At 71.5% G+C, this 24,788-nt stretch carries 20 protein-coding genes; 5 read left to right on the forward strand and 15 right to left on the reverse strand.

Going from position 1 to position 24,788, the window contains the following annotated elements:
* Nucleotides 1–13: 13 nt before the first annotated feature.
* The 5 genes from ABZX61_RS28485 to ABZX61_RS28505 all read right to left on the reverse strand — a co-directional run bounded on the left by ABZX61_RS28485 (nucleotide 14) and on the right by ABZX61_RS28505 (nucleotide 7,606).
* Entirely contained in the window at nucleotides 14–967 is a 954-nt protein-coding gene (locus tag ABZX61_RS28485) for an ABC transporter permease (protein ID WP_355199148.1), read from the reverse strand.
* Complete coding sequence (locus tag ABZX61_RS28490) at nucleotides 964–1,923, reverse strand: ABC transporter permease (protein WP_192783201.1); 960 nt, start codon at nucleotides 1,921–1,923, stop codon at nucleotides 964–966. The genes ABZX61_RS28485 and ABZX61_RS28490 overlap by 4 nt, the downstream gene beginning before the upstream one ends.
* Entirely contained in the window at nucleotides 1,916–3,628 is a 1,713-nt protein-coding gene (locus ABZX61_RS28495) for a sugar ABC transporter ATP-binding protein (RefSeq protein WP_355199151.1), read from the reverse strand. The genes ABZX61_RS28490 and ABZX61_RS28495 overlap by 8 nt, the downstream gene beginning before the upstream one ends.
* 1 nt (nucleotide 3,629) lies before the next feature.
* Nucleotides 3,630–4,706 (reverse strand): ABC transporter substrate-binding protein, encoded by a 1,077-nt coding sequence (locus ABZX61_RS28500; RefSeq protein ID WP_350740327.1) that lies wholly within the window; start codon nucleotides 4,704–4,706, stop codon nucleotides 3,630–3,632.
* Between the two features lie 368 nt (nucleotides 4,707–5,074).
* A complete protein-coding gene (locus ABZX61_RS28505; protein ID WP_355199154.1) occupies nucleotides 5,075–7,606 on the reverse strand; it encodes a PA14 domain-containing protein in 2,532 nt (843 codons plus the stop codon).
* A gap of 162 nt (nucleotides 7,607–7,768) precedes the next feature.
* Here ABZX61_RS28505 and ABZX61_RS28510 point away from each other — a divergent pair, with 162 nt between their 5' ends.
* The 4 genes from ABZX61_RS28510 to ABZX61_RS28525 all read left to right on the forward strand — a co-directional run bounded on the left by ABZX61_RS28510 (nucleotide 7,769) and on the right by ABZX61_RS28525 (nucleotide 10,424).
* The gene (locus ABZX61_RS28510) at nucleotides 7,769–8,569 is read left to right on the forward strand and encodes a DeoR/GlpR family DNA-binding transcription regulator (RefSeq protein WP_355199156.1); all 801 of its coding nucleotides are present in this window, start codon (nucleotides 7,769–7,771) and stop codon (nucleotides 8,567–8,569) included.
* 484 nt (nucleotides 8,570–9,053) lie between these two features.
* Nucleotides 9,054–9,245: a hypothetical protein gene (locus ABZX61_RS28515; RefSeq protein WP_355199158.1), complete on the forward strand. Its 192-nt coding sequence runs from the start codon at nucleotides 9,054–9,056 to the stop codon at nucleotides 9,243–9,245.
* Between the two features lie 239 nt (nucleotides 9,246–9,484).
* A complete protein-coding gene (locus ABZX61_RS28520; RefSeq protein WP_355199160.1) occupies nucleotides 9,485–10,036 on the forward strand; it encodes a TetR/AcrR family transcriptional regulator in 552 nt (183 codons plus the stop codon).
* Nucleotides 10,020–10,424: a DUF5360 family protein gene (locus ABZX61_RS28525; RefSeq protein ID WP_355199162.1), complete on the forward strand. Its 405-nt coding sequence runs from the start codon at nucleotides 10,020–10,022 to the stop codon at nucleotides 10,422–10,424. The genes ABZX61_RS28520 and ABZX61_RS28525 overlap by 17 nt, the downstream gene beginning before the upstream one ends.
* A 152-nt stretch (nucleotides 10,425–10,576) precedes the next feature.
* On the opposite strand, the gene ABZX61_RS28530 is transcribed toward ABZX61_RS28525, so the two are convergent.
* A complete protein-coding gene (locus ABZX61_RS28530; protein WP_355199164.1) occupies nucleotides 10,577–11,413 on the reverse strand; it encodes a hypothetical protein in 837 nt (278 codons plus the stop codon).
* Nucleotides 11,414–11,859: 446 nt separating this feature from the next.
* Between ABZX61_RS28530 and ABZX61_RS28535 the strand changes: the two genes are divergently transcribed.
* Entirely contained in the window at nucleotides 11,860–13,341 is a 1,482-nt protein-coding gene (locus tag ABZX61_RS28535) for a sugar ABC transporter ATP-binding protein (protein ID WP_355199166.1), read from the forward strand.
* A 62-nt stretch (nucleotides 13,342–13,403) separates the two neighbouring features.
* Here the strand turns inward: ABZX61_RS28535 and ABZX61_RS28540 are convergent, their stop codons facing one another.
* The 9 genes from ABZX61_RS28540 to ABZX61_RS28580 form a co-directional block, all read right to left on the reverse strand.
* Complete coding sequence (locus tag ABZX61_RS28540) at nucleotides 13,404–14,414, reverse strand: aldo/keto reductase (protein WP_355199168.1); 1,011 nt, start codon at nucleotides 14,412–14,414, stop codon at nucleotides 13,404–13,406.
* A gap of 12 nt (nucleotides 14,415–14,426) precedes the next feature.
* On the reverse strand, nucleotides 14,427–15,425 hold the full coding sequence (locus ABZX61_RS28545) for a hypothetical protein (RefSeq protein ID WP_355199170.1): 999 nt from the start codon (nucleotides 15,423–15,425) through the stop codon (nucleotides 14,427–14,429).
* 113 nt (nucleotides 15,426–15,538) lie between these two features.
* Nucleotides 15,539–17,209, reverse strand: coding sequence for a protein kinase (locus tag ABZX61_RS28550; protein ID WP_355199172.1), 1,671 nt, complete (start codon nucleotides 17,207–17,209; stop codon nucleotides 15,539–15,541).
* 137 nt (nucleotides 17,210–17,346) lie between these two features.
* The gene (locus ABZX61_RS28555; RefSeq protein ID WP_355199174.1) at nucleotides 17,347–18,399 is read right to left on the reverse strand and encodes an NAD(P)-binding domain-containing protein; all 1,053 of its coding nucleotides are present in this window, start codon (nucleotides 18,397–18,399) and stop codon (nucleotides 17,347–17,349) included.
* A 37-nt stretch (nucleotides 18,400–18,436) separates the two neighbouring features.
* Complete coding sequence (locus ABZX61_RS28560) at nucleotides 18,437–21,931, reverse strand: WD40 repeat domain-containing serine/threonine-protein kinase (protein ID WP_355199176.1); 3,495 nt, start codon at nucleotides 21,929–21,931, stop codon at nucleotides 18,437–18,439.
* 37 nt (nucleotides 21,932–21,968) lie between these two features.
* Nucleotides 21,969–22,982: a substrate-binding domain-containing protein gene (locus tag ABZX61_RS28565; RefSeq protein WP_355199178.1), complete on the reverse strand. Its 1,014-nt coding sequence runs from the start codon at nucleotides 22,980–22,982 to the stop codon at nucleotides 21,969–21,971.
* Nucleotides 22,983–23,023: 41 nt separating this feature from the next.
* Nucleotides 23,024–23,161 carry a hypothetical protein gene (locus ABZX61_RS28570; protein WP_355199180.1) on the reverse strand — a complete coding sequence of 46 codons (138 nt, stop codon included), beginning with the start codon at nucleotides 23,159–23,161 and terminating at the stop codon, nucleotides 23,024–23,026.
* Nucleotides 23,162–23,260: 99 nt separating this feature from the next.
* Complete coding sequence (locus tag ABZX61_RS28575; RefSeq protein ID WP_355199182.1) at nucleotides 23,261–23,830, reverse strand: hypothetical protein; 570 nt, start codon at nucleotides 23,828–23,830, stop codon at nucleotides 23,261–23,263.
* Nucleotides 23,831–23,832: 2 nt separating this feature from the next.
* A complete protein-coding gene (locus tag ABZX61_RS28580) occupies nucleotides 23,833–24,621 on the reverse strand; it encodes a hypothetical protein (RefSeq protein ID WP_355199184.1) in 789 nt (262 codons plus the stop codon).
* Nucleotides 24,622–24,788: the final 167 nt, after the last annotated feature.

Genomic DNA, 24,788 nt, shown 5'->3' on the forward strand with positions numbered 1-24,788 from the left:
AGAGCGGCTCGCCCTACGTCAGCCGCTGCGCCTTGCTCAGCAGCCGCTGCGCCACCACGACCAGCGCCAGGAACATCCCGCTGACCACCTGCTGGAACGCCGATGTCAGGCTCCCCACCTGGTTGATCAGGCTCTGGATGACGCCGAGCAGCAGCACGCCGGCCACGGTCCCGGTGATGCCGCCCGCTCCCCCGGTCAGCAACGTGCCGCCGATCACGACGGCCGCGATGGCGTCCAGTTCGAGGCCGATGCCGAGGATCGTCACCCCGGAGGAGAGCCGGGCGGCGTTCAACGCCCCCGCCAGGCCCGCGAGGAGGGCGGACATCACGTACACGTAGACCTTCGTGCGCACGACCGCGACGCCCATGAAGGCCGCCGCCTGCTCGTTGCCGCCGATGGCGTAGACGTTCTGGCCGAAGCCGGTGCGTTGCAGCAGGACCATCGCCAGCAGAGCCAGGATGATCGTGATGTAGACGGGGTACGACAGGCCGAGGAGCTCGCCCTGGCCGAGGGTGGCGAAGGCCCGATTTTTCACGAGATAGGTGGTGGCGCCCTCGTTCGAGATCGCGAGCATCAGCCCGCGCACGCCGAGCAGCCCCGCCAGGGTCACGATGAACGGCGCCATCCCCGTACGCGCGATGACCAGGCCCTGGAGCAGGCCGACCACCCCGCACACGGCCAGGGGCAGCAGCAGCGCCACGATCAGCCCGTACTGCGACCCGTACGCGGCCAGCACGCCGCCGAGCACGAACAGCGACCCCACCGACAGGTCGATCCCGCCACTGATGATGACGAACGTCATCCCGATCGCGATGATCGCCAGGAAGGACGAGGACACGACGACGCTGGCCGCGTTCTCCGGCGTGGCGAACGAGTCGAACGCCAGGCTGCCCACGATCACCAGCAGGCCGAGCACCATCATGGCGCCGTGCTGCTGGAGGATGCGGCTCACCTGTTCACGGTTCATCGGCGCTCCCGGGTGGCGTAGACGGCGGCCAGGATGATGACCGCCTGGACCATCTGGGTCCACGACTGCGGCAGGTTGTGCTTGATCAGCGTGGCCGACAGCAACTGCATGAGCAGCGCGCCCATGACCGTGCTCAGCACCCTGATGCGGCCGCCGGTCAGCGGGGTGCCGCCGACCACGACCGCCGTGATCGCCGACAGCTCGATGAAGAGCCCGAGCGAGGTCGGGTCGCTGGCCTGCAGCCGGGCCGTGGCCAGCACCCCGGCCAGCGCCGCCAGCAGCCCCGAGATCACGTAGACGGTCAGGAGCACGCGTTTGACCGGCAGCCCGGACAGCTCGCTGGCCGACCGGTTGCCGCCGATCGCCACCACCTGCCGCCCGAACGTGGTCCGCCGCACCACGAACAGCACGACCACCGTCAGCGCCGCCGCGATGAGCACGATGACCGGGATCCCGGCGACCGAACTGCTGCCGAGCGCGATCAGGTCCGGGTTGCGGAACTCGACGAGCTGCGGCACCAGGACGTTCGCCAGCCCGCGAACACCGACCAGCAGCGCCAGGGTGGCCACGATCGGCTGCACTCCGACGTACGCCACCAGTGCCCCGCCCGCCGCCCCGACCACGGCGCCTCCGGCCACGGCCACGATCAGCGCGGGCAGCCAGCCGTACCCGAGGTAGAGCACGACCAGCGCGGCCGCGAGTGCCATCACCGAGCCGACCGACAGGTCGATGCCCTGGGTGCCGATCACCAGCGCCATCCCGAGCGAGACGATCACGATGGGGGTGACCTGGACGAGCTGGGTGCGGAAGTTCGCGGCGTCCAGGAAGTGCGGGGTGAACAGCACGTTGAACAGCAGCAGCGCCAGCACCGCCGCGTACACGCCGTAGTCCTGGACCCAGGCGAACACGCGCGGTTTGAGCACCGCGACGCGCCCCTGCACGGTGAGCTCAGCCATCGCCCGGCTCCTCGCCCGACTGCCCCACGGCCGTGTGCTCCGCGATCGTCGCCATGATCCTCTCCTCGGTGACCTCGTCGTCCGACAGCTCCCCGACGACCGCGCCCTCGCGCAGCACCAGGATCCTGTCGGCGCCCTCGACCAGCTCCTCCAGGTCGGAGGAGATCAGCAGCACGCCCAGCCCCTCTTCGGCCAGCTCGTCGATCAGCGCCTGCACCTCGGCCTTCGCGCCGACGTCGATGCCCCGGGTGGGCTCGTCGAGCAGCAGCACCTTGGGTCGCACGGCCAGCCAGCGGGCGAGCAGCACCTTCTGCTGGTTGCCGCCGGACAGCTCGGACACCAGCTGATGCGGCGACGCCGCCTTGATCCTCAGCCTCCGCATGAAGATCTCGACCACCCGGTCGATCTTCGCATCGGACACCACGCCTGCCGTACCCAGAGTGGGGAGGGCGGCCAGCGCGATGTTCTCCCGTACCGAGAGGGTCGGGATGATGCCCTCGGCCTTGCGGTCCTCGGGCAGCAGGCTCACCCCCGCCCTGATCGCCGCCTTCGTCCCCTTACGGACGGGCCGGCCCGCCACCAGCACCTGGCCGCCGTCGAGCGGGAGCGCGCCGACGATGGCCTTCGCGGTCTCGGTCCGACCCGCGCCGAGCAGTCCGCCCAGCCCGACGACCTCACCGGGCGCGATGGCCACGTCCACGCCGTCGAGGACGTGACGGCGGGTGAGCCCCCGCGCCTCGACCACAGGCGCACCCACCCCGACGCCCAGCCCATCGGACTCGAGCGGCGGCTCAGCCGAGGCGCCGCCGGTCACCGAAGCACCGGCACCGGGCGCACCCGCAGCCCCCGCCGACACCGCAGACCCCTCGAAGGCCGCCGGTGCTGTGGGACCCGGTGGGGAGGATGTAGACGACGCAAGGGTGGTGGTGCGGTGGCGGGTGCGGGAGAAGCGGGTGAGGCCGCCCGTACGGACCTCGTTCAGGTCGCGGCCCAGCATGAGCGAGATGAGCCGCAGCCGCTCCACCTCGGCGAGCGGCCCCGAGTGGGCGACGCGGCCGTCCCGAAGCACCGTCACCTGGTCGCACACCCGGTACAGCTCGTCCAGCCGGTGACTGACGTACATGACGGCGATCCCCGCGTCCCGCAGCCGCCGGATCACCCCGAACAGCGTCTCCACCTCTCGCGGCTCCAGCGAGGACGTGGGCTCGTCCATGATGACCACCCGCGCGTCCACCGAGACCGCCCTGGCCAGGGCGACCATCTGCTGGGCCCCGACCCCGAGGGTGCGCAGCGGCCGGCGGACGTCGGTCGCGACCCCGTACCCGGCGAGAACGCGTTGCGCCTCCCCGTGCATCGCGGCCGCGTCGATCACCCCGAAGCGGCCGCGCGGCTCGCGGCCGAGCAGCAGGTTGCGGGCCACGCTCATCATCGGGACGAGGTTGACCTCCTGGTAGATGGTGGAGATCCCGGCGCGCTGCGCTTCCATGGGGGTGCCGAAGACGGCGGGAGCGCCCTGGTAGCGCAGCTCGCCGCCGTCCGGCCGGTACACGCCGGTGAAGACCTTGATCAGCGTGGACTTGCCCGCGCCGTTCTCGCCGACGAGGGCGTGCACCTCGCCCGGGCGGAGGGCGAGGGACACACCGTCGAGAGCGAGCACACCGGGGAAGCGTTTGCTGACCGCCCGGGCCTCGAGAACCGGTTCCAAGTCAGTACGCCTCACCGAGGGAGTCCTTGGCGTTGCCCGTGTCGTAGTCCCGGTCGGAGATGACCACCTTGTCCGGGATGGGCTGCCCGTCGAGGAACTTCTGCGCGGTCTCGAAGGCGAGCGGCCCGAAACGGGGGTTCGACTCGATGACCGCATGCAGCCAGCCGTCCGCGATGCCCTGGACGGCGCTGCGGGTGCCGTCCACCGACACGATCTTGATGTTGCCGGGCTCCTTGCCCGCGCCCTTCAGCGCGGTGACGGCGCCCAGGGCCATCTCGTCGTTCTCGGCGTAGATGCCGTTGATGTCGGGGTTGGACTGGATGAGCTGCTCGGTGACCTGCTGCCCCTTCTCACGGGCGAACTCGCCGGTCTGCTCGAACGAGATCGTGATCCCGGGCGCCTTCTCCTTGACGCGGTCCTTGAAGCCGTTCGTCCGCTCGGTGGTGACGTTGTTGCCGGGGGCGCCGAGGAGGATGGCGACCCTGCTCTTGCTGCCCTCGCCTCCAAGCGCCTCGATCATGCGGTCGGCGGCGCGCTTGCCCTGCTCGTAGAAGTCCGAGCCGATGAACGTGAGGTAGTCGCTGCACGCCTTGGCGTTGATCTTCCGGTCCACCGTGATGATCGGAATCTTCTTGGCGGCGGCCTGCTGGAGGACCGGCTCCCAGCCGTCGGAGTTCAGGGGCGCGATGACGAGGAGCCGTACGCCCTGGGCGATGAGCTGCTGCACGTCGGTGATCTGCTTGGAGAACTGCGACTGGGCGTTGGTGACCTTGAGGTTCGCGATGCCGAGTTTGGCGGCCTCGTCCTTGATCGATTTGGTCTCGGCGATGCGGAAGGGGTTGGCCTCCTTCTCCGATTGGGAGAACCCGACCGTGGCCGTCTTGAGGTCGAACTTCGTCCCGCCGAACTGATCCAGCGTGCACGTCGGCCCGGCCGAGCCGGAGGGCGACTGCACGACCTGCTGCCCCGCCGTGCTCGCGGCGGCGGGCGCGCTCTGCGGCGCCTCCGCCTTGGCGCACGCGGTCGCGGTGAGGAGGACGGCCAGTGTTAATGCGGCTGTCCGGATATGGGGGGTCATGGCGTTCCTTTCCTATCAGTCCCGGCGCCCGGGCCACAGGGGCCCGGGCGACCGGCGTTCACCCGTGAGCGCCGTGTCCACGCCCGCGGTTGAGGCGGGGCTCGGCGCACGCGGTTCGAGCAGGATCTGCGCACGTGGCTCCCACGCACGGTCGTCCAGGTGCGGTGTTTCAGGTGCGGTGTTTCAGGCGCCGTTTTCTCGCCCGCGGTTCAGGCGCGGCGTCTCAAGTGCAGCGCTCGCCCCGTGGTTCAGGCGCAGCGTTTCGGGCGCGGTTTTCGTTTCAGAAGCGCGGTGTTTCAGGTCAGGCGTTTCCGGTGCCGTGTTTCAGCCGCGCCGTGTAACGGGTGTGGTGGTCCAGGCGGGGTGTTTCAGGTGCAGGTTGGGGTGATGGCGCTCGTCAGGGCTGTGTTGGCGTCGTGTACGCGCTTCACGTCCGGCTTCGTGACCGCCCGGTCGTACGTCATCAGGCCGTTCAGCTCGGTCTCCACGTCGGTGGTCTGGGTGTAGATCGCGGCGCTGAGCTGCTCGCAGGCGTGCAGTCGCTCAAGTTCCTTGACCATCCCGACGTACCGCGTGGTGAGTGCCTCCGGGTCGGGTTCGACCGCGTAACCCCAGCCGCCGCCCGACCAGGTGTGGCCGATCAGCGGCAGGCCGAGCCCGCCGTACTCGCCGAGCACGTTCGCCCGCGTACCCGACGGCTTGCCGGGGTTGCCGGGGCCCGGGTAGATGTGGAAGTCCTTGACGTCGCCGTTGCCGCCGTCGACCGCGCCGCAGCAGTTGATCCCGCTCATGTTGTTCACCAGGCGCGACGGGTCCCAGCTCTTGACCAGATCGGCGATGCGCGCCTGGTCGTACTGGCCCCAGCCCTCGTTGAACGGCACCCACATGATGATCGACGGGCTGCTGCGGTGCTGGTCGACGAGTTCGCGCAGCTCGGCCTCGAACTGGGGTCTGTCATCCGTACGGAACGCCGCCGGCATGTCCTGCCAGACCAGCAGGCCGAGCTTGTCGGCGTGGTAGTACCAGCGGTCGGACTCGACCTTGACGTGCTTGCGGACGGCGTTGAAGCCGAGCGCCTTGGTCTGCTCCAGGTCGTACCGCAGCGCCTCGTCGGTCGGCGGGGTGTAGATGCCATCCGGCCAGAAGCCCTGGTCGAGGGGGCCGAGCTGGAAGACGGGCTGTCCGTTCAGCAGGATGCGGTTGCCGGAGACCGCGATGGAGCGCATCCCGAAGTAGGACTCGACCTTGTCATCCTTGAGTTTGACCTCCAGGTCGTACAGGTGCGGGTTGTCGGGGGTCCAGAGCTTGGGGTTGGGCACCGGGAGTCTGAGTTCGCGGCCCACCGGGCCGGTCACCTTGCCTACGACGCGGCGGCCGTCCCTGGCGGTGACCGTCGCCGTGCCGCCGGTTCCCTGGACGGTCACGTAGAGCGCCTGGCCGCGCAGGTCGGGCACGGTGTCGACGCGGTCGATGCGCTGCTTGGCGACCGGCTCGATCCAGACGGTCTGCCAGATGCCGGAGTTCGCGGTGTACCAGATGCCGCTCGGGTCGAGCCGCTGCTTGCCGATGGCCTGGGTGCCGGCGTCGGTCGGGTCGTACACGCCGACGATCAGCTCCTGCGGGCCGCTGCGCCTGAGCGCGTCGGTCACGTCCACGGTGATCCGGCCGTAGCCGCCCTTGTGGGTGGTGACCTGCTTGCCGTTCACGTACACCGTGGACTGCCAGTCCACCGCGTCGAGGTGCAGCAGCAGCCGCTCGCCGCGCCACGAGCGGGGCACGTCGAACGTCCTGCGGTACCACATGCGCTCCTCGTGCCGGCCGATGCCGGACAGCTGCGACTCCACCGGGTACGGCACGACGATGCGCTCGGGCAGGTCGCGGCCGACGGGCGCGGCCTCGTCCGCCTTGGCGGGGGCGAACTGCCACTTGCCGTTGAGGCTGCGCCAGCGGTCCCGGACGAGCTGGGGCCGGGGGTACTCGGGCAGCGGGCCGGCCGGGTTGACGTCGTCAGACCACTTCGTCCGCAGGATGTAGGCGGAGCCGTTGGCGACGTAGGCGTACGGGAAGGCTTCGACCGCGCTGCCGTCGGCGTAGGTGAGGCCGCCGGTGCCGTTGTAGGCGGCGCGGATGCTGCTGCCGGCCTTGGACGGGATCGGATATTTGAGCTTCAACTCCACCGTTTGCGGATTCTTCAGGATTACGGAGCTTGTGGGCCACTTGGTGCCTGCGACCGTGATGTCCAGCTTGCTGAGGGCATCCGCCGGCAGCGCGCCGAGGGGCTTGGCGAACGTCAGCGCCGCGACGTCACCGGCCGCGTTCACCCTGGCGTCGGACGGTCCGGGCGGCGCGAACCCCTCGGGCAGCGTGAACGCCTCCGCGGGCACGATCTGCTTCGGTTGACTCGGGCTCTGCCAGCGCAGCCGCAGGTTCGCGCCGCCGAAGTGCTCGAAGTACTCGACCTTGACGTCGTACTTCTTGCCCGCCTCCAGGGCGATCGGGGTGCCGGTCTGCTCCCGGTCCCAGTCGTCCACCCAGTGGTCGATGATCGGCTTGCCGTCCACCCAGAGTCGGAAGCCGTTGTCGCCGATGATGGAGAAGGTGTACGTCTCGGAGTACTTGGGCTGGATCTGACCCGTCCACCGTACGGAGACGTCGTCATCCCTGCCGGCCAGCAGCCTGAACGTCGGATTCAGGTCTGTCAGCTCCAGGTTGGGGTCGACGACGCTCGCTTTCAGCTCGGCGAAGTCGAACTTCCCCGCCCCGGAGGCGAGGTAGTAGTCACCGCGCAGCCCGTTCGGGGCGGCGGCGGCCTGGTCGGGAGCTGCGGCGGTGGCGGGGAGCGACGGCTGCCATAACAGTGACATCAGTACGGCCAGCGGGAACGCGAGGCGCTTGCGCACGGGGGGTCCTTTCGAAACGCGCCGATCAGGTTCGGACAGCTTTTGACCCTGACACGCTCTCAAGTAAGCACCGATGGACCGAGCCGGTCAAGATTTCCGATCAAATTCGTTCTCATACGATCAGAGGTGAACTCATCTTGGCCTGTCCACTATGATCGGGACGTGAGCGACACGCAGAGCGACGGACGCAGACCCGTGTTCGCCGCTGAGCGCCGGCAGCGCATCCTGGAGCTGGTGCGCGCCAACGGCGCGGTGTCGCTGCGCGAGCTCGCCCAGGCCGTGCACTCCTCCGAGGTCACCGTCCGCCGCGACCTGCGCGCGCTGGAGTCGGAGGGCCTGCTCAACCGCCACCACGGCGGCGCCACCCTGCCCGGCGAGCTGTCGCGCGAGGCCGGATACGCCCACAAGGTGTCGCTCGAGTCGGCCGAGAAGGCCGCCATCGCCGACCTGGCCGCCGCCCTCGTCGAGGACGGCGACGCGATCGTGATCGGGCCCGGCACCACCACGCAGGAGTTCGCCCGCCGCCTGACCAGGCACTCCGAGCTGGCCGTGGTGACCAGCTCCCTGCTGGTCGCCCAAGTGCTGGCCGGGACGCCGCGGGTCGAGGTGATGCTCACCGGCGGCACGCTGCGCGGCTCGATCCTGGCCCTGGTGGGCAGCGCCGCCGAGCACTCGCTGGCGGGGCTGCGGGTGCGCCGGGCGTTCATCTCGGGCAACGGCCTGACGGCCGAGCGCGGCCTGTCGACACCCAACATGCAGGTGGCGGGTGTCGACCGAGCGCTGGCGGCGGCCGCGGAGGAGGTCGTGGTGCTGGCCGACCACACCAAGATCGGCGTGGACACGATGGTCCAGACGGTGCCGCCGGACCGGATCGACCACCTGGTCACGGACGACGCGGCACCCCGGGACGTACTCGACGACCTGAGCTCCCGCGGCGTCCGCCTCCACATCGCCCAGTTCTGACCCCCTTCCGGCCGACCGGCCGAGCGCCCCGAGTCGCCCGTACACGCCCCTGGACCCGGCCCCGGTGGGCGACATCCGCGGGAGGAGGCTCGACACGAAACAGGCGCGGCGACCATGGCCGGACGAACGGCCACGCCCGACACGGGCGCAGGCGGGCGCACGAGAACGGGCGGGCAAACGCAGCCGGACACAAACAGCCGAACAGTCGCGAGCCGGGGGCGGTTGACGCCGAGGCTGGCGAACAGACGCGAGCCGGAGGCGGTTTACGCAGGCTGGCGAACGGGCGCCGGGCCGGTGGCAGGTGGCCCAGGCGGGCGGGGCTCGGTGGCGGTTAACGCAGGCGGCCGAGCGGACGCGGACGAGCCGACGTGAGCCGGGAGCAGGCAGCAGGCAGCACGCACGGGCATGGCAGCCGAAGGCAGGCGGCACGCACGGAGGGGCATGGCCGGGTAGACGACCACGGCCGACACGGGAACAGACGGGCGTGCGCGAGCAGACGGGCGTGCGCGAGCAGACGGGCGTGCGCGAGCAGACGGGCGTGCGCGAGCAGACGGGCATGCGGGACGGGCCCCGGGCGACGCTGCGGGCGGCGCGAACGAGCCGGAGCGGACGAGCGGCAGGCGACCTGAGCGGGCGCGAGCGGAGGCGCAGGCGACGAGGTGGGCTGGCGCGGTAGCCGAGCGCAGGCGGGCAAGCGCGGGAGGCGAGCGCAGGCGGGCAAGCGCGGAGACGGGCGCAGGCGGGCAAGCGCGGGAGACGGGCGTGTGGGCGCCGAGCAACGGCGGCCGGACAGCCTGCCAACGAGGCAACCGAGCACAGGGGCATGAGCAAGGTAGCCGCGTACAGAGGCGGCCAAGGTAATCGAGCACGGCAACCGCCTGGAAACTGTACCGGTCAGCCGGTATAGTTTCCTCCATGCCGCGACCCAGCTCGAAAGAACGACTGCTCGACGCCGCGGCCGACGTCTTGCTGTCCGAGGGGGCCGAGGCCCTGCCCCTGGAAGCGGTGGCGCGGCGGGCAGGCGTGTCCAAGGGCGGCTTGTTCTACCACTTCCCCACCAAGCAGGCATTGGTCGCCGCCATGGTCGACCGCCTGACCAAGGCTTTCGACCAAGCACTGGCCGAGACCGGTGCCGAGCCGGGCGACTTTCTGCGCGCTTACCTGAACGCGACGATCCCCGAACACCACACCGCGGCCAACGCTCCGGCCGACCGGGTGACCGCCGCGTTGCTGGCCGCGGTGCTCGTGGATCCGGCAGGGCTTGCGCCGCTGAGAGAGCGGTTCGCCGCCTGGCAGGCCAGATTGTCCGACGACGGCATCGACCCTGCCGCGGCGACGGCGGTACGGCTGGCCATCGACGGTTGGTGGGCGGCCAGGCTTCTCGGACTCGGCGAACCGGACGCGGCACTGCACGAACAGACCAGGCGCTACCTGATGGAGGAAATCGACCGTGCTACGCGTCACTAAGGCGTTGATGCTGCTCACGGATCTGGCGTTCGTCATCTACTTCACCATCACCGGGCTGGGGCTGATCCCGCCCGAATGGGCGTTCGCCGACTACACCAACCCGCTGATGGCCGATTGGAACTGGTCGTTTCTCTGGATCGACCTGCTGGCCAGCGCCACCGGCCTGGCCAGCCTGTACCTCCTGCGCCGAGGCTCGCCGTCCGGGCCGGGACTGATGCTGGTCTCGCTCGTGCTGACCATGGCCTCCGGCTTGATGGCGATCGCGTTCTGGACACTGCGCGGCGACTTCTCGCTGGTCTGGTGGCTGCCGAACCTCTACCTCATGCTCTTCCCGATCCCCGCGATCCTCTGTCTCACGCGGTCCCGACCAAGCTTCACCGCCTCATAGGGATTGCTGGTCGCGAGCTCTCTCCCCGAACGCCCTGGAAGGGTTCGGGATTCACCACGCCAGCGCCCGGTGACGCTGTCGGCGTACGGCTTCCAGTGCTAAGCGAGGTACAGGTAAACGCGCAGAGTTGATCGGTGTCCGGCGGCCGAGAATTACTGCGTCGGCGCACCCCACCAAGTCCCGCCCTGCTGGTAGACGAGGTTCCAGTCGCCGCTGGAAGCGTCGTCGGGGACTGCGATGAGCATCGCCTCCGCCTCGGTGCACACGCTCTCGATCTGGCTCGCCGTCAGACGCCGGCAATTCCAGAGCAACTTGGCCATCTCCGCCGCCAGTGGATCGTGTGGCAGTGCCACCTCGGAGAGATCGATGCCGGTGATAGCCGCGAGGTCGGCGGCGGGGATGCCGAGGGTGGTCGCGAAGCCGGCCAGCCAAATCGGCTTCAGCGGCGCACTGCCCGCAGCGATGGAATGGATGGTGGAGGCGGACAGATACACGCGGCCTTGGGTCAACAAGGCCAGTGTCTTGACGGCGGCGATCGGGGAATGGAGGTTCCGGTTGATGCACAGCATGGTGACGAGCATCTCCCCGAAGCCGCCGTCCCCTTGATAGTAGGTGCGCGGCCGATCGGCCGGACGGACGTAAGGCAACTGGGGCAAGTGCTCGATGGTTTCACTGAGGTGGGCCCGCTGATCTTCCGGCAACGCCGTCGCGACTTTGGCCAGAGACGAGCGGGTAGATCCCGCCGTCGGTTCACAAGGCATAAGGGCCTCAGGCACCGGGAGCCCGGCGATCACGAAAAGATCTGCGGTGTGAAAACCAAGCGCGGCGGCAAGGTCGTCGAGCTGTGACGGGGACGGCGGTGCGCCGTCGGTCACCGAGCGCAGCTCGGATTCCGGGATGCCTGACACCGAGGCCAGCCAAGCGGTATCCGTCCGGCGATAGTCGAGGAGCCGCGTCAACAGCACGCCGAAACCGGGATGATCTGCCATGTCACCGCCCTAATCCGACAAGGAGCCCAGGATTGGACAGCCTCTGCTCCTCACGAGAACTCTGCACATTTACCTGTACTCAACTCGGCACACCAAAGGCTACGCCGACAGATGGCGCGACCGGCGGCACCACTAGGGCTAACCGGTGGCCAAGGGCGTCTTGCTGCGGAGGGTCCGCATGCTGCCGAAGGAGCGAGCCCGTCGGCCCGGTGTGGGTGGTGGCGGCACTGGATGACGTACGCTGTGCCGACGGGGCTCGGCCGTCAGGGCTCGAGGGCTCGACCCCATTGGCGCTGGGGCTCCGGAGCCCCGAGGGTGGACGGTTGGGGTCGTAGCGACGGAGTAGGCGTGACGGGTTGCGCTCGTTTCTGATCGAATGTGACAAGGCCGTTACTGTAATGTTTCCTTCCTCGACCACGATCGAGGCGGAGGCAACCGTGCTACAGGTGGCAGGCGTTCTCAAGACGTTCCAGGGTGTCACCGCCCTCGACCACGTCACCCTGTCCGTACGCCCCGGCGAGGTGCATGCGCTGATCGGCGGCAACGGGGCGGGCAAGTCGACCCTGGTGAAGGTGCTCTCCGGGGTCCACCAGCCGGACGCGGGCGAGTTGCGCCTCATGGGTGAGCCGGTCAGGTTCGCCAGCCCGGCCGACGCCAAGCGGGCCGGGATCGCCACCGTCCACCAGGAGACGAACCTCGTACCGACCATGAGCGTCGCCCGTAACCTCCTCCTGGGGAGGGAGCCCAGGGGGCGGCTCGGGTTGATCGACTCCGCGGCCGTGCACGCGCAGGCCGAGCGGGTGCTGGCCGCGTACGGGCTGGAGGTGGACGTGCGCCGGCCGCTCGGCGCGCTGGGCGAGGGCGCGCGCCAGCTCGTCGCGCTGGCCAGGGCCGCCTCGGCGGACGCGCGGGTGGTCATCATGGACGAGCCCACGTCGGCGCTGGCGCACGGCGAGCTGGAGACGCTGTTCGGGGCCGTGCGGCGGTTGCGCGAGGAGGGCCGGTCGGTCGTGTACGTCACGCACCGGCTGGAGGAGCTGTACGGGATCTGCGACCGGGTCACCGTGCTGCGCGAGGGGCGGGTCGTGCACACGGGACCGCTGGCGGGGCTCGACCGGTTACGACTGGTCTCGCTCATGCTGGGACGGCCGTTCCACCCCGTGGAGCCCGCCCTGCACACCGGCGAGCCGGCCGAGTCCGCCGACCTGCCGGTGCTCGAGGCCAAGGGTCTGACCCGCCATCACGTACTGGACGGGGTGTCGCTCGCGATGCGGGCCGGCGAGGTGGTCGGCCTGGGCGGGCTGCTCGGCGCGGGGCGCAGCGAGACGGCCCGGGCCATCGCGGGCGTGCTGCCGGTGGACGCGGGCCAGGTGACGGTGGCGGGGGCGCGTTCCCGCAAGTGGTCGATCAGGAACGCCATCCGCGCCGGCGTCGGCCTCGTGCCGGAGAACCGGAAGACCGAGGGCATCGTGCCCACGCTGTCGGTGCGCGACAACATCGCGCTGGCGGCCCTGCCTCGGCTGTCGCGGGCGGGGATCGTGTCGGACGCGCGGGTGGACAGCATCGTGGCGACGTTCATGAAGCGGCTCGGGATCAAGGCTGTCTCCCCCCGGCAGCCCGCCGGGGAGCTGTCGGGCGGGAACCAGCAGAAGGTGCTGCTGGCGCGGTGGCTGGCCATGCACCCGAAGGTGCTGCTGCTGGACGAGCCGACCCGAGGCGTGGACGTGGCGACGAAGGTGGACATGCAGGCCCTGCTGGACGAGCTGGCGGTGGACGGGCTGGCGATCCTGCTGATCTCGTCGGACGTGAGCGAGCTGGTGGAGAACTGCGACAGCGTGGTCGTGCTGCGCGACGGGGCGATCACCGATCAGCTCGTCGGGCCCGAGCTCACGGAGGACCGGCTGCTGGCGGCCCTGGCCAAGGACTAGCCCCAGGTCGGGAGCAGCAGCGGGCCAGGGCGGGAGGGCCAGGCACCCACGTGGCGGGAGGGTCAGGCGTCCAGGTGGCGGGAGGCTTCGCCGAAGACCCAGGGTGAGGTCTGTGCGATGAAGTCGGCGGGGAAGCCGAGGGTGAAGCCCGTCGCCTCGTCCAGCCGTCGTACGGCATCCTCCGGAAGGTCGACGTCCACCACCCCGAGGTTGTCAGCCAGCTGTTCCACCGTCCGCGCCCCCACGATCGGCAGCACCGCCCGCGACCGTGCCCGGGTCCACGCGATCGCCACCTGCGAGCTCGACGCCCCCAGCGAGTCCGCCACCTCCTGCACCGCACGCGCCACCGCGTGGTCGTGCTCGCTGACCGAGTCGGCCGCCACCCGCGTCCCCGGCTGCGCCGTCCCCCGGGTGAACTTGCCCGAGAGGATCCCTCCGGCCAGCGGGCTCCAGGCGGTCACGCTCATCCCGTACGACTCGGCCATGGGCAGCAACTCCCGCTCGATGTCCCGCTGGAGCAGGCTGTAAGGCACCTGCAGCCCTGCGAACGGCGCCCACCCGCGGAACTCGGCGACCGTGTTGGCCCTCGACACCACCCACGCCGGAGCATCGGATATGCCGACATAGAGCACCTTGCCGGACCGCACGGCCTCGTCGAGACCGCGCATCGTCTCCTCGATCGGCGTGTGCCGGTCCCACAGGTGGACCCAGTAGATGTCCACGTAGTCGGTCCGGAGCCGGCGCAGGCTGGTCTCCAGGGAGAGCCGCAGGTTCTTGCGGTGGTTGCCGGCCGCGTTCGGGTCGGCGCCGTCCCGGCTGACGGTGTACTTGGTGGACAGGACGAACCGATCCCTGCGGCCTTCGAGCAGCTCGCCCACGATGGCCTCGCTGGCCCCGCCCCGGTAGTTGATCGCCGTGTCCACGACGTTGCCGCCCGCGTCGGCGTACAGGTCGAGCATGCGGCGGCACTCCTCGATCGGCGCGCCCACCCCGCCCTGCTCCCCGAACGTCATAGCCCCGAGGAACAGCTCCGACACCCGTAACCCGGTGTTGCCCAGCAGCCGATAGCGCATCGCCCGAACCCCCTAATAGACCGAAATATGGGGATGATCGTAGTGGTTGGCCGTCGTGCCGCCCCGGTCCGACATGGTGCGCCAGGAGCCCGTTCTGGCGTGCCAGATCCGCTGCCGGTAGATGATGTACATGATCCCGAGCCGCTTCGAGTTCTTGATCGCCCACTCCGCGATCTCGTTGCCGCGCGCGACCTCCGCCCCCGACGGCATCGCGCCACCGCGGCTCAGCATGAAGTCGCAGGCCCGCCCGAGCGGATGCTCGCCGCCGTCCTGGATCGCCCGGTAACACCCGATCCCGTTCGGGACGCCGAACCGCTCCTGAACGAGCTGTTTGACCAGCCGCATCCGGGGCGTGATGTTGTCGGCCCCGCCGGGCAGCTGCGGCACCCACGTGCCGTCCGGCCGCCGCACGCCCGGCCCGACGTACAGCTGGTCGATCTTCTCCTTGATCCGGTCGATCTGCTTCTCGGCCTTCTTCTTGCGCTTCTCCAGCTCGTCCACCGTCTCGGCGAGCTCCTTGGCGCGCGCGTCGGCCTCGTCCTTGGCCTGCTGGTGGGCGTCCCTGACCTGGGCGTAGCCGCGCAGCCGGGTCTCCTGGAGCACGACGAGGTGCTGGTTGAGCGCCATCCGGCCGAGCAGGGACGTCGGGTCCCGGTCGGAGGTGAGCATGGAGATCTGGCCGGGGTCGCCGCCGATGTACTGGGCGACGGCCATGGCGCGGAGCTCGGCGGACTCGCGGTCGTAGACCGCCTGGGCCGCGGCCAGCTTCTCCCGCGCCGACTTTTCCGATTTATCGGCTTTTTGCTGGGCGACTCTGCTGCTGTAGTAGTCGGTGATGAGCTTGTCCGACTCCTTCTGCAGCGCAGCGAGCTCCTTCTTGAGCTGCTTCACCGTGGGCTTGGGCGCGGCCTGCGCCGGAGCCCCCGCCGTCAGCAGCGCCACGGCGAGCGTCGCCGCGGAGAGCGTACGGACCAGTCCGCGTAGCCGGTCGGCGTGGGACGCAACCGCCACACTTCTCCTCACCCCGAGCCGCAGGGCAGGTTCCGGTCAGCAGTAATCCAGGCCGGGGGGACGCCCTCTATCCGACTGCTGATAGTAGGGGATCATCCCGCTCCGCACACAACTCACAACTTTTCGGTATCGCGCGGCCGTCGTACCCTTCGCGCCACGATCTGCCGTCCGACCAATACCGAGCCCGGCACGACCACCATCCCCAGGAGGCTCGACCCCAGACCGAGGTCGATGTCGGCGTCCAGCAGCCCGTCATCGCCGCCGCCGCCGAGGATCGGCAGGTTCACCGACACCTTGACGGAGACGGAGATGAGCGGCTCCCGGTTCCTGGTCGCGGGCGGCGTGCCGGGGTCGGGCGCGCTCGTGGCCGGAGGCCGGGTGGCGGGCGGCTGGGTGGCTGGCGGCCTGGTCTCCGGGGGTCTCGTGGCCGGGGGTTCGCCGGTGGGCGGCCGCGTGGTGGGCCGCTCGGTGGGCCGCTCGGTCGGCCGGCCGGACCGCGTCGGCTCCCGGGTCGGCTCCCGGGTCGGCTCTCGCGTCGGCTCCCGGGTGGCGGTGGGAGGCCGCGAGCCGGGGCCGCCCGTGGGAAGAGCCGCGGGAGGAGCCGTAGGGGGAGCCGTCGGCTGACCGGCGTACGTGACGGGCGGCGTCCCCGTGATCGACCCGCTCGGGGTGGGCTCGGCGGAGGTCGGCGGCGCGGAGGTCGGCGAGGCGGGCGCCGGGGTCCGCGACGGCCCTGGCGCGGCGGACGTGGCGGGCGGCAGCGCGACGCCCGGCCCGGGCCCCGGCTCCGGCGAGTCCCCCAGGATCACGAACGCCGACACGACCGCGGCGGCGGTCGCCAGCACCAGCCCGCCCGTCACCGCGAACTTGGCCGCCGGCGCCAGCGTGCTCTGCACCACGCTGGTGGTGCTCTCGGCAACCGGTTGCGGCCTCGGTAACAGCGCGGCCAGCGGCAGCATCAGGATGCCGAGCCCGGCCCGCCCGCGCGTCTCCCATTCCTCGCCGTACTCGGCGAGCGCGGCCCCCTCCAGCTCGGCCAGGAACGCCTCCGCCGACGCGGGCCGCCCGGCCGGGTCCTTGGCCAGGCCGTGTTCGAGCAGCGGCCGCAGCGGCTCCTCGACCTCCCCCAGCGGCGGCAGGATGTGCTGGTGCTGGTAGGCGAGCGCGGCCACGTTCTCACCCTGGAAGGCGCGGTGGCCGGTCAGGCACTCGAAGAACACCAGCGTGGCGGCGTACACGTCGGTCGCGGCGCTGGCCGGCCCGTCGTCCCACTGCTCGGGCGCCATGTACGGGGGCGTGCCGACGAGCGCGGCCGTCTCCCCGAAGTGGGCCGCCACGCCGAAGTCGACGAGCTTGCTCTGGCCGTCCTGGGTGATGATGACGTTCTCGGGTTTGAAGTCCCGGTGGACGACACCGCGCCGGTGCGCCTCGGCCAGCCCGAGCAGCGCGCCCTTCAGCACCACGAGCGCCGCCTCCGGGCCCGTCGCGCCCTCGTGCTCCAGCAGCCGCCGCAGCGTGACGCCGTCGACCAGCTCCATCACGATGACGGCGTCGTCCTGGCCCTCGACGTATTCGAGCAGGCGGGCGGTGTGCGGGCTGTCGATCTCGCGGATGACCTCGGCCTCCGCCCGGAACCGCTCGACGAACCCCGCGTCCGCGCGCAGCGGCTCGGACAGGTGCTTGATCGCGACGGCCAGCCCGTCTGAGTCCCGTACGGCGAGCATCACCCGGCCTGTCCCGCCGTGTCCGAGTTCCCGGATCTCGGTGTAGCCGGGAACCTCCATGTGGGACCTCCTGACCGGATAAAGATCCTTATGTCAGGACGCTAACCTGGGGTCACACCCCGTGTCGAGCCCCTTCGCGGGAGTAACCGGACCGCTGCCGCAATCGGTATTCTTACTACTTCGCATAGTAGGTTCGGTCAGGCCGCCTGCCGCGCCAGGTAGCCGCGGACGTTGCGCGCCGCCGCGCGTCCGGCGCGGTTCGCGCCGATGGTGCTGGCCGAGGGGCCGTACCCGACCAGTTGCAGGGCCGGCTCCCTGACGGCCTGGGTGCCGTCCACCTTGATCCCGCCGCCCGGCTCCCTGAGCCGCAGGGGCGCGAGGTGGTCGAGGGCCGAGCGGAAGCCGGTGGCCCAGACGATCGTGTCCGCCTCCAGGTGGAGGCCGTCAGACCAGGTGACGCCGTCCGCGGTGATGCGCCGGAACATGGGGAGGCGTTCCAGCGCACCCTTGGCCAGGGCCTCGCGTACGACCGTGCTGTAGCCGAGGCCCGTGACGCTCACCACGCTCTGCGGCGGGAGCCCCGCGCGCACGCGCGCCTCGACCAGCGCGACGGCGTCGCGCCTGGCGTTCTCGCCGAAGTCGTCGTCCCGGAACACCGGCGGCCGCCGCGTCACCCAGGCCGTGGTCGCGGCGACCCCGGCGATCTCCGACAGCACGTGCATCGCCGACGCCCCGCCGCCCACCACGATCACGCGCCGCCCCGCGAACTCCTCCGGCCCCCGGTAACCCGCGTAGTGGAGCTGGCGGCCCGCGAAGTCCGGCGCGCCCGGGTAGTAGGGCCAGTGGGGCCGGGTCCAGGTGCCCGTCGCGTTGATCACGGCGCGGGCCGACCACTCCCCCGTGTCCGTGCCGATCACCAGCCGGCCGCCGTCGCCGTGCCGGACGGAGGCGACCCGCACCGGCCGTACGACGTCCAGCCCCAGCTCGTCCTCGTAGGCCGCGTAGTACGCGGGGACCACCTCGGCGGCGGGACGGCGCCCGTCCACGCCCGGGGGACGGGCGATGCCGGGCAGGTCGAAGATGCCGTGCACCTTGTCCATGGTCAGCGACGGCGACCGGTGGCGCCACGCCCCTCCCGCGCCGTCGGCCGCGTCCAGGACGACCGGCTCGAATCCGTACCGGCGCAGGAAGTACGCGCCGGACAGCCCGGCCTGCCCGGCGCCGATCACCACCACTTCGGTCTCTTCCACGATCAGGTGAAACCGCCGCCGGGCCCGCGCTCTTCCCTCACGTCTTCGCGCACACGTCCCGGTACGGCGTGGCACCCAGATACTCGCGCCACTCCTGGACACTGAGCGTGCGGCCGGCCCGCGCGCACACCTGGCCCACCATCGCCTCCGGCGCGACCGGCAGGTCGTGAACCCGCTCCGACACGTCGACCACCCGCAGCAGTCTCCCGTCGCCGGTGAAGGCCATGAGGTGCACGCTGCCGTTGTTGTCGAGCCGGATCTCCCCGCCCAGCGGCTGCCGGGTCGCCACGTCCCACAGATGGATCCCACCGCCCGCGTCGGAGACGGCGACCACGTCCCCTCGGGGGGCGAACACGACGGCGTCGAACTCCTGGCCGGGAACGAGCAGGTCGGGTACGAGCAGCTGCCGGGCGCTCAGGTCCCACAGGCTGAGGCGGTGCCCGTCGTGCGTGGCCAGCCGCCGCCCGGCGGGATCGACGACCATGAAACCCTGGTTCCGCGCCGCGCCGAACCCGGTGCCGACGGGCTTGCCGGTCATGATGTCGTAGAACCGCCCGCCCGCCGACGCGATCGTCCTGCCGTCGGCGAGGAAGACGAAGTCGCGGGTGACGAACGGCAGTTTCACGCTGCTGACCTCCTTCCCGGTGCGCGCGTCCCACACCCGCAGGCGGAAGTCATCCTGTTTCTGATTGTTCTGCGCGAAGACCGCCGCGAACAGGCGGCCGTCCCGGCTGTAGGCCCCGCCCATGGGGAGGAACGCCGGAATGCCCCCGAACGACCACAGCCGCCGCCCGTCGGTGAGGCTGTACGCGATGACCGCCTCCCCGTCCTGGAAGACCAGGCTGTCGTTGGCGGGGCTGAACAGCCACGGCGTCGGGTTGCCGGGATTGGGGAACGACGCGATCGAGCGCTGCGCGGCCACGTCCCACGTCCGGTACGCGGACGGCGTGCTGATCAGCAGCCGGCGCGCGTCCGGGCTGATCGCTTTGATCCGCGCTCCGGAGGGCGCCCGGGCGCTCGCGGTGCCGGACCGCAGGGCGAGGCTGACGATGCGCTCGTCCACCCGGTAGCGCAGCGTCTGGCCGGTCGGGTCGAACCACACCTCGGTGACCTCGCCCGGCGCCTCGTATCTGAGGATCTCCTGGTGCGTGGTCACGTTCCAGACCCAGACGCGCTGCCCGCGCGCGCCGGCGACCAGCTGGTTGTCGGTGCTGAGCCGGACCGCCCACCGGGTGCCGGGGGCCGCCTGGCTCACCGCATCCCCCCAGGTCAGGCCGTCCTCCTCCGCCTCCGAGTCGGCGACCAGCCTGCCCGAGGCGGTGTCCCGGAGCTGGAACCGCTCCCCGGCGCAGTACATGAGCCGGCTGTCCGCGCTGAATCCCACGACCGGTTCCATGCCGCAGCTCTTCTCGAGAGCGGGCACGCGCCGCATGCCCGGCAGCCGCCACACGCGGATCGTCTGCCCCGGGGGCGCCACGCTCGCGACCAGCCTGCCCGAGGAGGCGACGGTGAACTGGGTGAGCTCGCCCCACTCCTTGGTGGGGATCTCGCGGCCGCGCTCGGCGTCCCACAGGTCCGTCACGCCGTCGGTGACGCTGATCGACAGCAGCGAGTCCTGGTCGCCGAAATCGGGGCGGAGCAGCTCCGGGTCGTCGCCCGGCTTCTTCTTGACGCCGACGAGGCGGCCGGTACGCGTCTGCCACACGGTCACGGCCTGGCCGGCCGCGACGGCCAGCAGCCGGCCGGTGCGGCTCAGCGCCACCTGGTTCACGCCCTCGGCCAGCCGCGGCGAGGACCAGGAGGCGATCTGGCGGCCGGTCGCGACCTCGTACACGCGCACCCCACGCTCGCTCACGGCGGCGAGGACGCGGCCGTCGCCGCTGACCGCCCGCGTGGCCGCGCCCTTGTCGGCGGGCGGGCTGAACGACGTGGTCTCGCGCTGGTAGACGGCCGAGGTGAGGCTGGAGCGGGTGTCGGTGCCCGGGGCCAGCCGCCAGGCGGCGACGCTGAGCAGCATGGCCCGCACCGGGTTCACCGTGCGCAGGTCGGCGGCCTGGTGGACCAGCTCGCGGCCACGGGCGCGGTCGCGTTCGGCCGCCACCTGGTCGCGCTGCTCGGCGGCCTGGCGTCCCTGCTGGACCGCGACCCCGGCGCCGATCACCGCCACCACCAGCAGTCCCGCCAACGCCACGGTCAGCAGGCGGCGGCGACCGGCCCGGCGCCGGGTGACGCCGCTCGCGGCGCCCAGGAAGTCGCGTTCCAGCGGCGTCAGCGTCACCTGGTTCCGGCCGGTGGCGGCCCAGTCGAGCACGGCCTCGAGCCTGCTGCCCTGGAGCAGGTCGCCGTCCTTGCGGCCGTGGTCGTGCCAGGCGTGGGCGGCGCGGGAGATCTCGGGCAGGACGCCGAGCCCCTGCCGGTCGGCCTCCACCCAGCCGCGCAGCCGGGGCCAGGCGCGCAGCACGGCCGGGCGGACGATGCTCACCTCGCCGTCGCGTTCGGTGAGGATGTAGCCGAAGACGTCCAGGATGCGCCGCCGCTGCGCGGGCCGCTCGGGGAGCAGGTCGTCCACGGACGCGCGCCGTACGGTCTCCGTGCCGTCGCCGTCGATCGTGATCAGCCGCAGCAGCAGGTCGGGCACCAGCTCACGCTCCTCGGGGGCGAGCAGGTCGTACGCGTCCTCGGCCAGGGTGCCGAGCCCCGGGTCGGCCGCCGCGGCGCGCAGGCCCCCGCCGCGCTGGCTGCCCTCGCCGAGCGGGTCGATCGCGCCTCCGACCAGGGCGAGCAGCAGCCCGCGCGCGCTCGGCCGCCGCCCGGGGTCCTTGCTCAGCGCCGCCGCCACCAGCGGCCGCAGCGACGCGGGCAGCGTGTCCAGGTCGGGCTCGAAGGTGAGCACCCGGTGCATGACCCCCGCCAGGGTCTCCGCCCTGAACGGGTCCTGCCCGGTGGCGGCGAACACCATGATCCCGCCCCACGCGAACACGTCGGCCGCGACGCCGGCCCGGTCTCCGGAGAAGACCTCCGGCGCCATGTACGTGGGCGTGCCCGCGATGTAGTCGCCGGCCGTGCGCGACATCTCCTCGGTGCGGGCGATGCCGAAGTCGATCACGCGCGGCCCGTCGGGTCCGAGCAGGACGTTGTCCGGTTTGAGGTCCCGGTGCACGACCCCGGCCTCGTGGATCGCGGTCAGCGCGGTCGCCACTGCGGTGGCCAGCCGGTGCAGGTCGTCGCCCGCGAACCGCCGCCCGGCGCGCCGCAGGTCCACGCCCTCGACGTATTCGCTCACGATGTACGGCGGGGTGGCGGCCGGGTCGGCGTCGATCACCCTGGCGGTGCAGAACGACGCGACCCTGCGGGCGGCGGCGGCCTCCTTGGCCAGCCGGTCGCGTACCTCCGCGTGCAGCACCTTGAGCGCGTAGCGGCCGCCGTCGTCGTCGTAGGCCTCATAGACGACACCCTGGCCGCCGGAGCCGAGCCGCCCGGCCAGCCAGTATTTGCCGATCTTGACCGGATCACCCGGCGCCAGACTCTCCACGTGACTTTTGATGCGGATGGGGCTCGATTGGTTGGCCTCACCCGGGCACGGGTGCCGTGGACCCGCGGACGATCAGCTCGGTGGCCAGCTCCACGTGACGGGAGTCGATCCTCTCGCCTGCCGCCAGCCGCAACGCGGTGCGCAGCGCCATCCCGCCCATCTCCCGCAGCGGCTGGCGGACCGTGGTCAGCGGCGGCGAGGCCATCCGGGCTACCTGGGTGTCGTCGTAGCCCACGACGCTGACGTCCTCGGGGATGCGCAGCCCGCGCGCCCGGGCGGCCTCCATGACCCCCAGGGCCAGCTCGTCGCAGCCCGCGAAGATCGCCGTCGGCGCCCGCGGCAGATCGAGGACGGCCGCGCCGCCCAGCAGCCCGTCGTGGTAGCGGAACTGGCCGGTCCACACGTAGCCGGGGATCACCGGCGCGCCCTCGGCCTCCAGGGCGGCGCGGTAGCCGTGCAGCCGGGCCTGGTTGCAGGCGGCGGTCGCCGGGCCGCCGACGTAGGCGATGCGGCGGTGGCCGAGCGAGAGCAGGTGGCGGGTGGCGGCCAGCCCGCCGGCGAAGTTCGTGGAGCCGACGCTGGTCACGCTGGCGCTCTGCAGGTTGAGCGGGTCGATCAGCACCAGCGGCAGACGGGCCCGCGCCAGCGCGGCCACCTGCTGGGCGGCCAGCTGTTCGCAGGTGACGGCGATCAGCGCGGTGCGGCCGGCGGCGACCAGGTCGCGGACCCAGGCGGTGCTGTGGCCGGCGTCCTTCTTGATGCTGACGACGATCCCGACGCCGATCTCGGCCCCGGCCTGCACCGCGCCCTGGATGATCTCGATGGAGTAGGCGTTCAGGTCGTCGTCGAACTGCAGCTCGACGCTCCCGCACAGCTCGCGCCGCGCCGTGGCCGGGACGTACTCGTGCTCCCGCAGCAGCGACTCCACCAGCGATCGGGTGGCGGGCGCGACGTCGCTGCGGCCGTTGAGCACCTTGGAGACGGTCGCGACCGACACGCCGGCCGAGGCGGCGACGGTGGCCAGGGTGGCGCGCCTGGGGGTGTCCGGCATCGTGCCTCCTCGCCTCGACGGGCGTGCCGCGGCCGGCCCGATCATCGGGGTGTCACAAGGGCGGACCGGAACGCGGGTTCGCAGCGGGCCAGGTGCGCCATGTCCGCATCGTAGAACCGGCCGTCGCCCCGGGCCACGTGGTTGACGCCGCCACCGGTCAGCACCTCTTCGTCGGCCACGGCCGCCTCTCCCGATCACCGCCGGGCCCGGACGATGATCTCCGGGGCCCGGCGGTCAGTGTGTCACGCGGCACCGGGGCAGGGCATCCGAATAACGGCTCAGCGGCGGGAGCGGAAGGCCACGGCCGTCGTCGAGGTGATCGCCGACACCACCACGGTCATCACCAGCACGGTGTTGAGCGGGCTCTTGCGCCGGGACGGGCCTGCCGCGGCCCGCTGGTAGCGCGTCAGCGGGACGGCCGCCTTCGGCTTGGGCGTCGTCTTCGTGGGGGTGGGCGTCGGCACCGGCACCGGCGCCGCCCAGGGGGCGGACGGGCGCACCCGGCCCGCTCTCCTGCGCGGGCACTCCCCCACGTGGACCTCCGCCGTGCACACGCCGTCGCGGTAGACCGTCACGTGCGGCAGCACGACCGCGGGCGGCGCCCAGCGCTTGCGGGGCGGCACCGAGATCGACACCTTGGGCCTGGGCGAACGCCGTGTCCGGACCCGGGGCACCGTCACCGTGGGGCCGACGGTCACGTTCTTCGGGGGTGCCGGCGGCGCCGGGGGACGTACGGTCACCCGCGGCACCGGGCGCGGCACCGGCACCCCGTCGGCCGCGGCGGGGCCCGCGACGGTCACGGCGGCCAGGGCGACGGCGAACAGCAGCGGAGCACGCCGGACGCCCACGCTCACACTCCCCCGCCGATGCGGGTGAACTCCTGCAGCGCCCCCTGGAACGCCTCCGGCCCGACGGCCAGCGGCCCGGCGAAGGCGTGGGAGATGTCCCACGTCAGGTAGATGCCGAAGCCCAGCAGCGCGGCCGTCGCCAGCAGCGGCAGCAGCGCCAGCCCCCTTGGCCTGGCCCCCGCCAGGAACGGGAAGATGGTGACCAGGACCCCGGTGAGGATGGTCAGGTGCAGCAGCCCCGCGGGAGGCGTGGCGGCGGCGTCGGCGGTGCGCTGGGCCCGCGCGGTGGAGATCGCGCTGAGCTTCTCCAGCACGGCGCTCTTGGCGTCGTCCTGCTTGTCGCCGGTCACCTGCAGGTCGGTGACGCGGCCGCGCAGCTCGTCCATCCTGGCGGCGCCGACCGGGTCCATCCTGCCCTCGCCCATGAGCGGCCACTCGTCCCTGACCACGAACGTGATGTAGTCGCGCAGCGCCCTGCGCACGTCCTGGGGCGCGGTGCCCGGCAGGGCGTCGGCCGCCCAGTAGGCGTCTACGGCCGCCTGGCTCTCGGTGTGGGTGTTGAGGCGGGCGGCGTCGGCCGTGGTCCAGGGAACGATGATCGCGATGGCGAAGACCAGCAGGAACATCGCCGACAGCATCGCTCCCGCGTGCGCGACCGACGGCCCGCCGGGGTCGCGGTCCTCTTCGGCTCGTTTGACCTTCCTGAAGATCAGCGCGGTGAGCGCCACCGCGCCCACCGCCGCCACGACTGAGAGCGTGTACGCCACCATGAAGAATCTCCCGAAACTCATCGGATACGCAACGTCACATTACTATCACACAGTGCAATGATGGCGCGAAGCACAGATCGGTAAAGGCCCGGGCAACCGCGGGCCCGCGGCCGGGTCTGGCGCGAGTCGATGAACGGGATCGGGGCGGCCACCTGTGGCTACGCTCGTGACCGCCCCGCCGGGCCTCC

This window comes from Nonomuraea sp. NPDC003709 (assembly GCF_040610775.1).
GTDB classification, from domain to species: domain Bacteria; phylum Actinomycetota; class Actinomycetes; order Streptosporangiales; family Streptosporangiaceae; genus Nonomuraea; species Nonomuraea angiospora_A.

What these genes read in the sequence shown, in the direction of transcription:
- ABZX61_RS28485 (WP_355199148.1), bottom strand. Translation starts at nt 967, where the DNA reads ATGAACCGTGAACAGGTGAGCCGCATCCTCCAGCAGCACGGCGCCATG.
- ABZX61_RS28490 (WP_192783201.1), bottom strand. Translation starts at nt 1,923, where the DNA reads ATGGCTGAGCTCACCGTGCAGGGGCGCGTCGCGGTGCTCAAACCGCGC.
- ABZX61_RS28500 (WP_350740327.1), bottom strand. Translation starts at nt 4,706, where the DNA reads ATGACCCCCCATATCCGGACAGCCGCATTAACACTGGCCGTCCTCCTC.
- ABZX61_RS28520 (WP_355199160.1), top strand. Translation starts at nt 9,485, where the DNA reads ATGCCGCGACCCAGCTCGAAAGAACGACTGCTCGACGCCGCGGCCGAC.
- ABZX61_RS28530 (WP_355199164.1), bottom strand. Translation starts at nt 11,413, where the DNA reads ATGGCAGATCATCCCGGTTTCGGCGTGCTGTTGACGCGGCTCCTCGAC.
- ABZX61_RS28540 (WP_355199168.1), bottom strand. Translation starts at nt 14,414, where the DNA reads ATGCGCTATCGGCTGCTGGGCAACACCGGGTTACGGGTGTCGGAGCTG.
- ABZX61_RS28550 (WP_355199172.1), bottom strand. Translation starts at nt 17,209, where the DNA reads ATGGAGGTTCCCGGCTACACCGAGATCCGGGAACTCGGACACGGCGGG.
- ABZX61_RS28565 (WP_355199178.1), bottom strand. Translation starts at nt 22,982, where the DNA reads ATGCCGGACACCCCCAGGCGCGCCACCCTGGCCACCGTCGCCGCCTCG.
- ABZX61_RS28580 (WP_355199184.1), bottom strand. Translation starts at nt 24,621, where the DNA reads ATGAGTTTCGGGAGATTCTTCATGGTGGCGTACACGCTCTCAGTCGTG.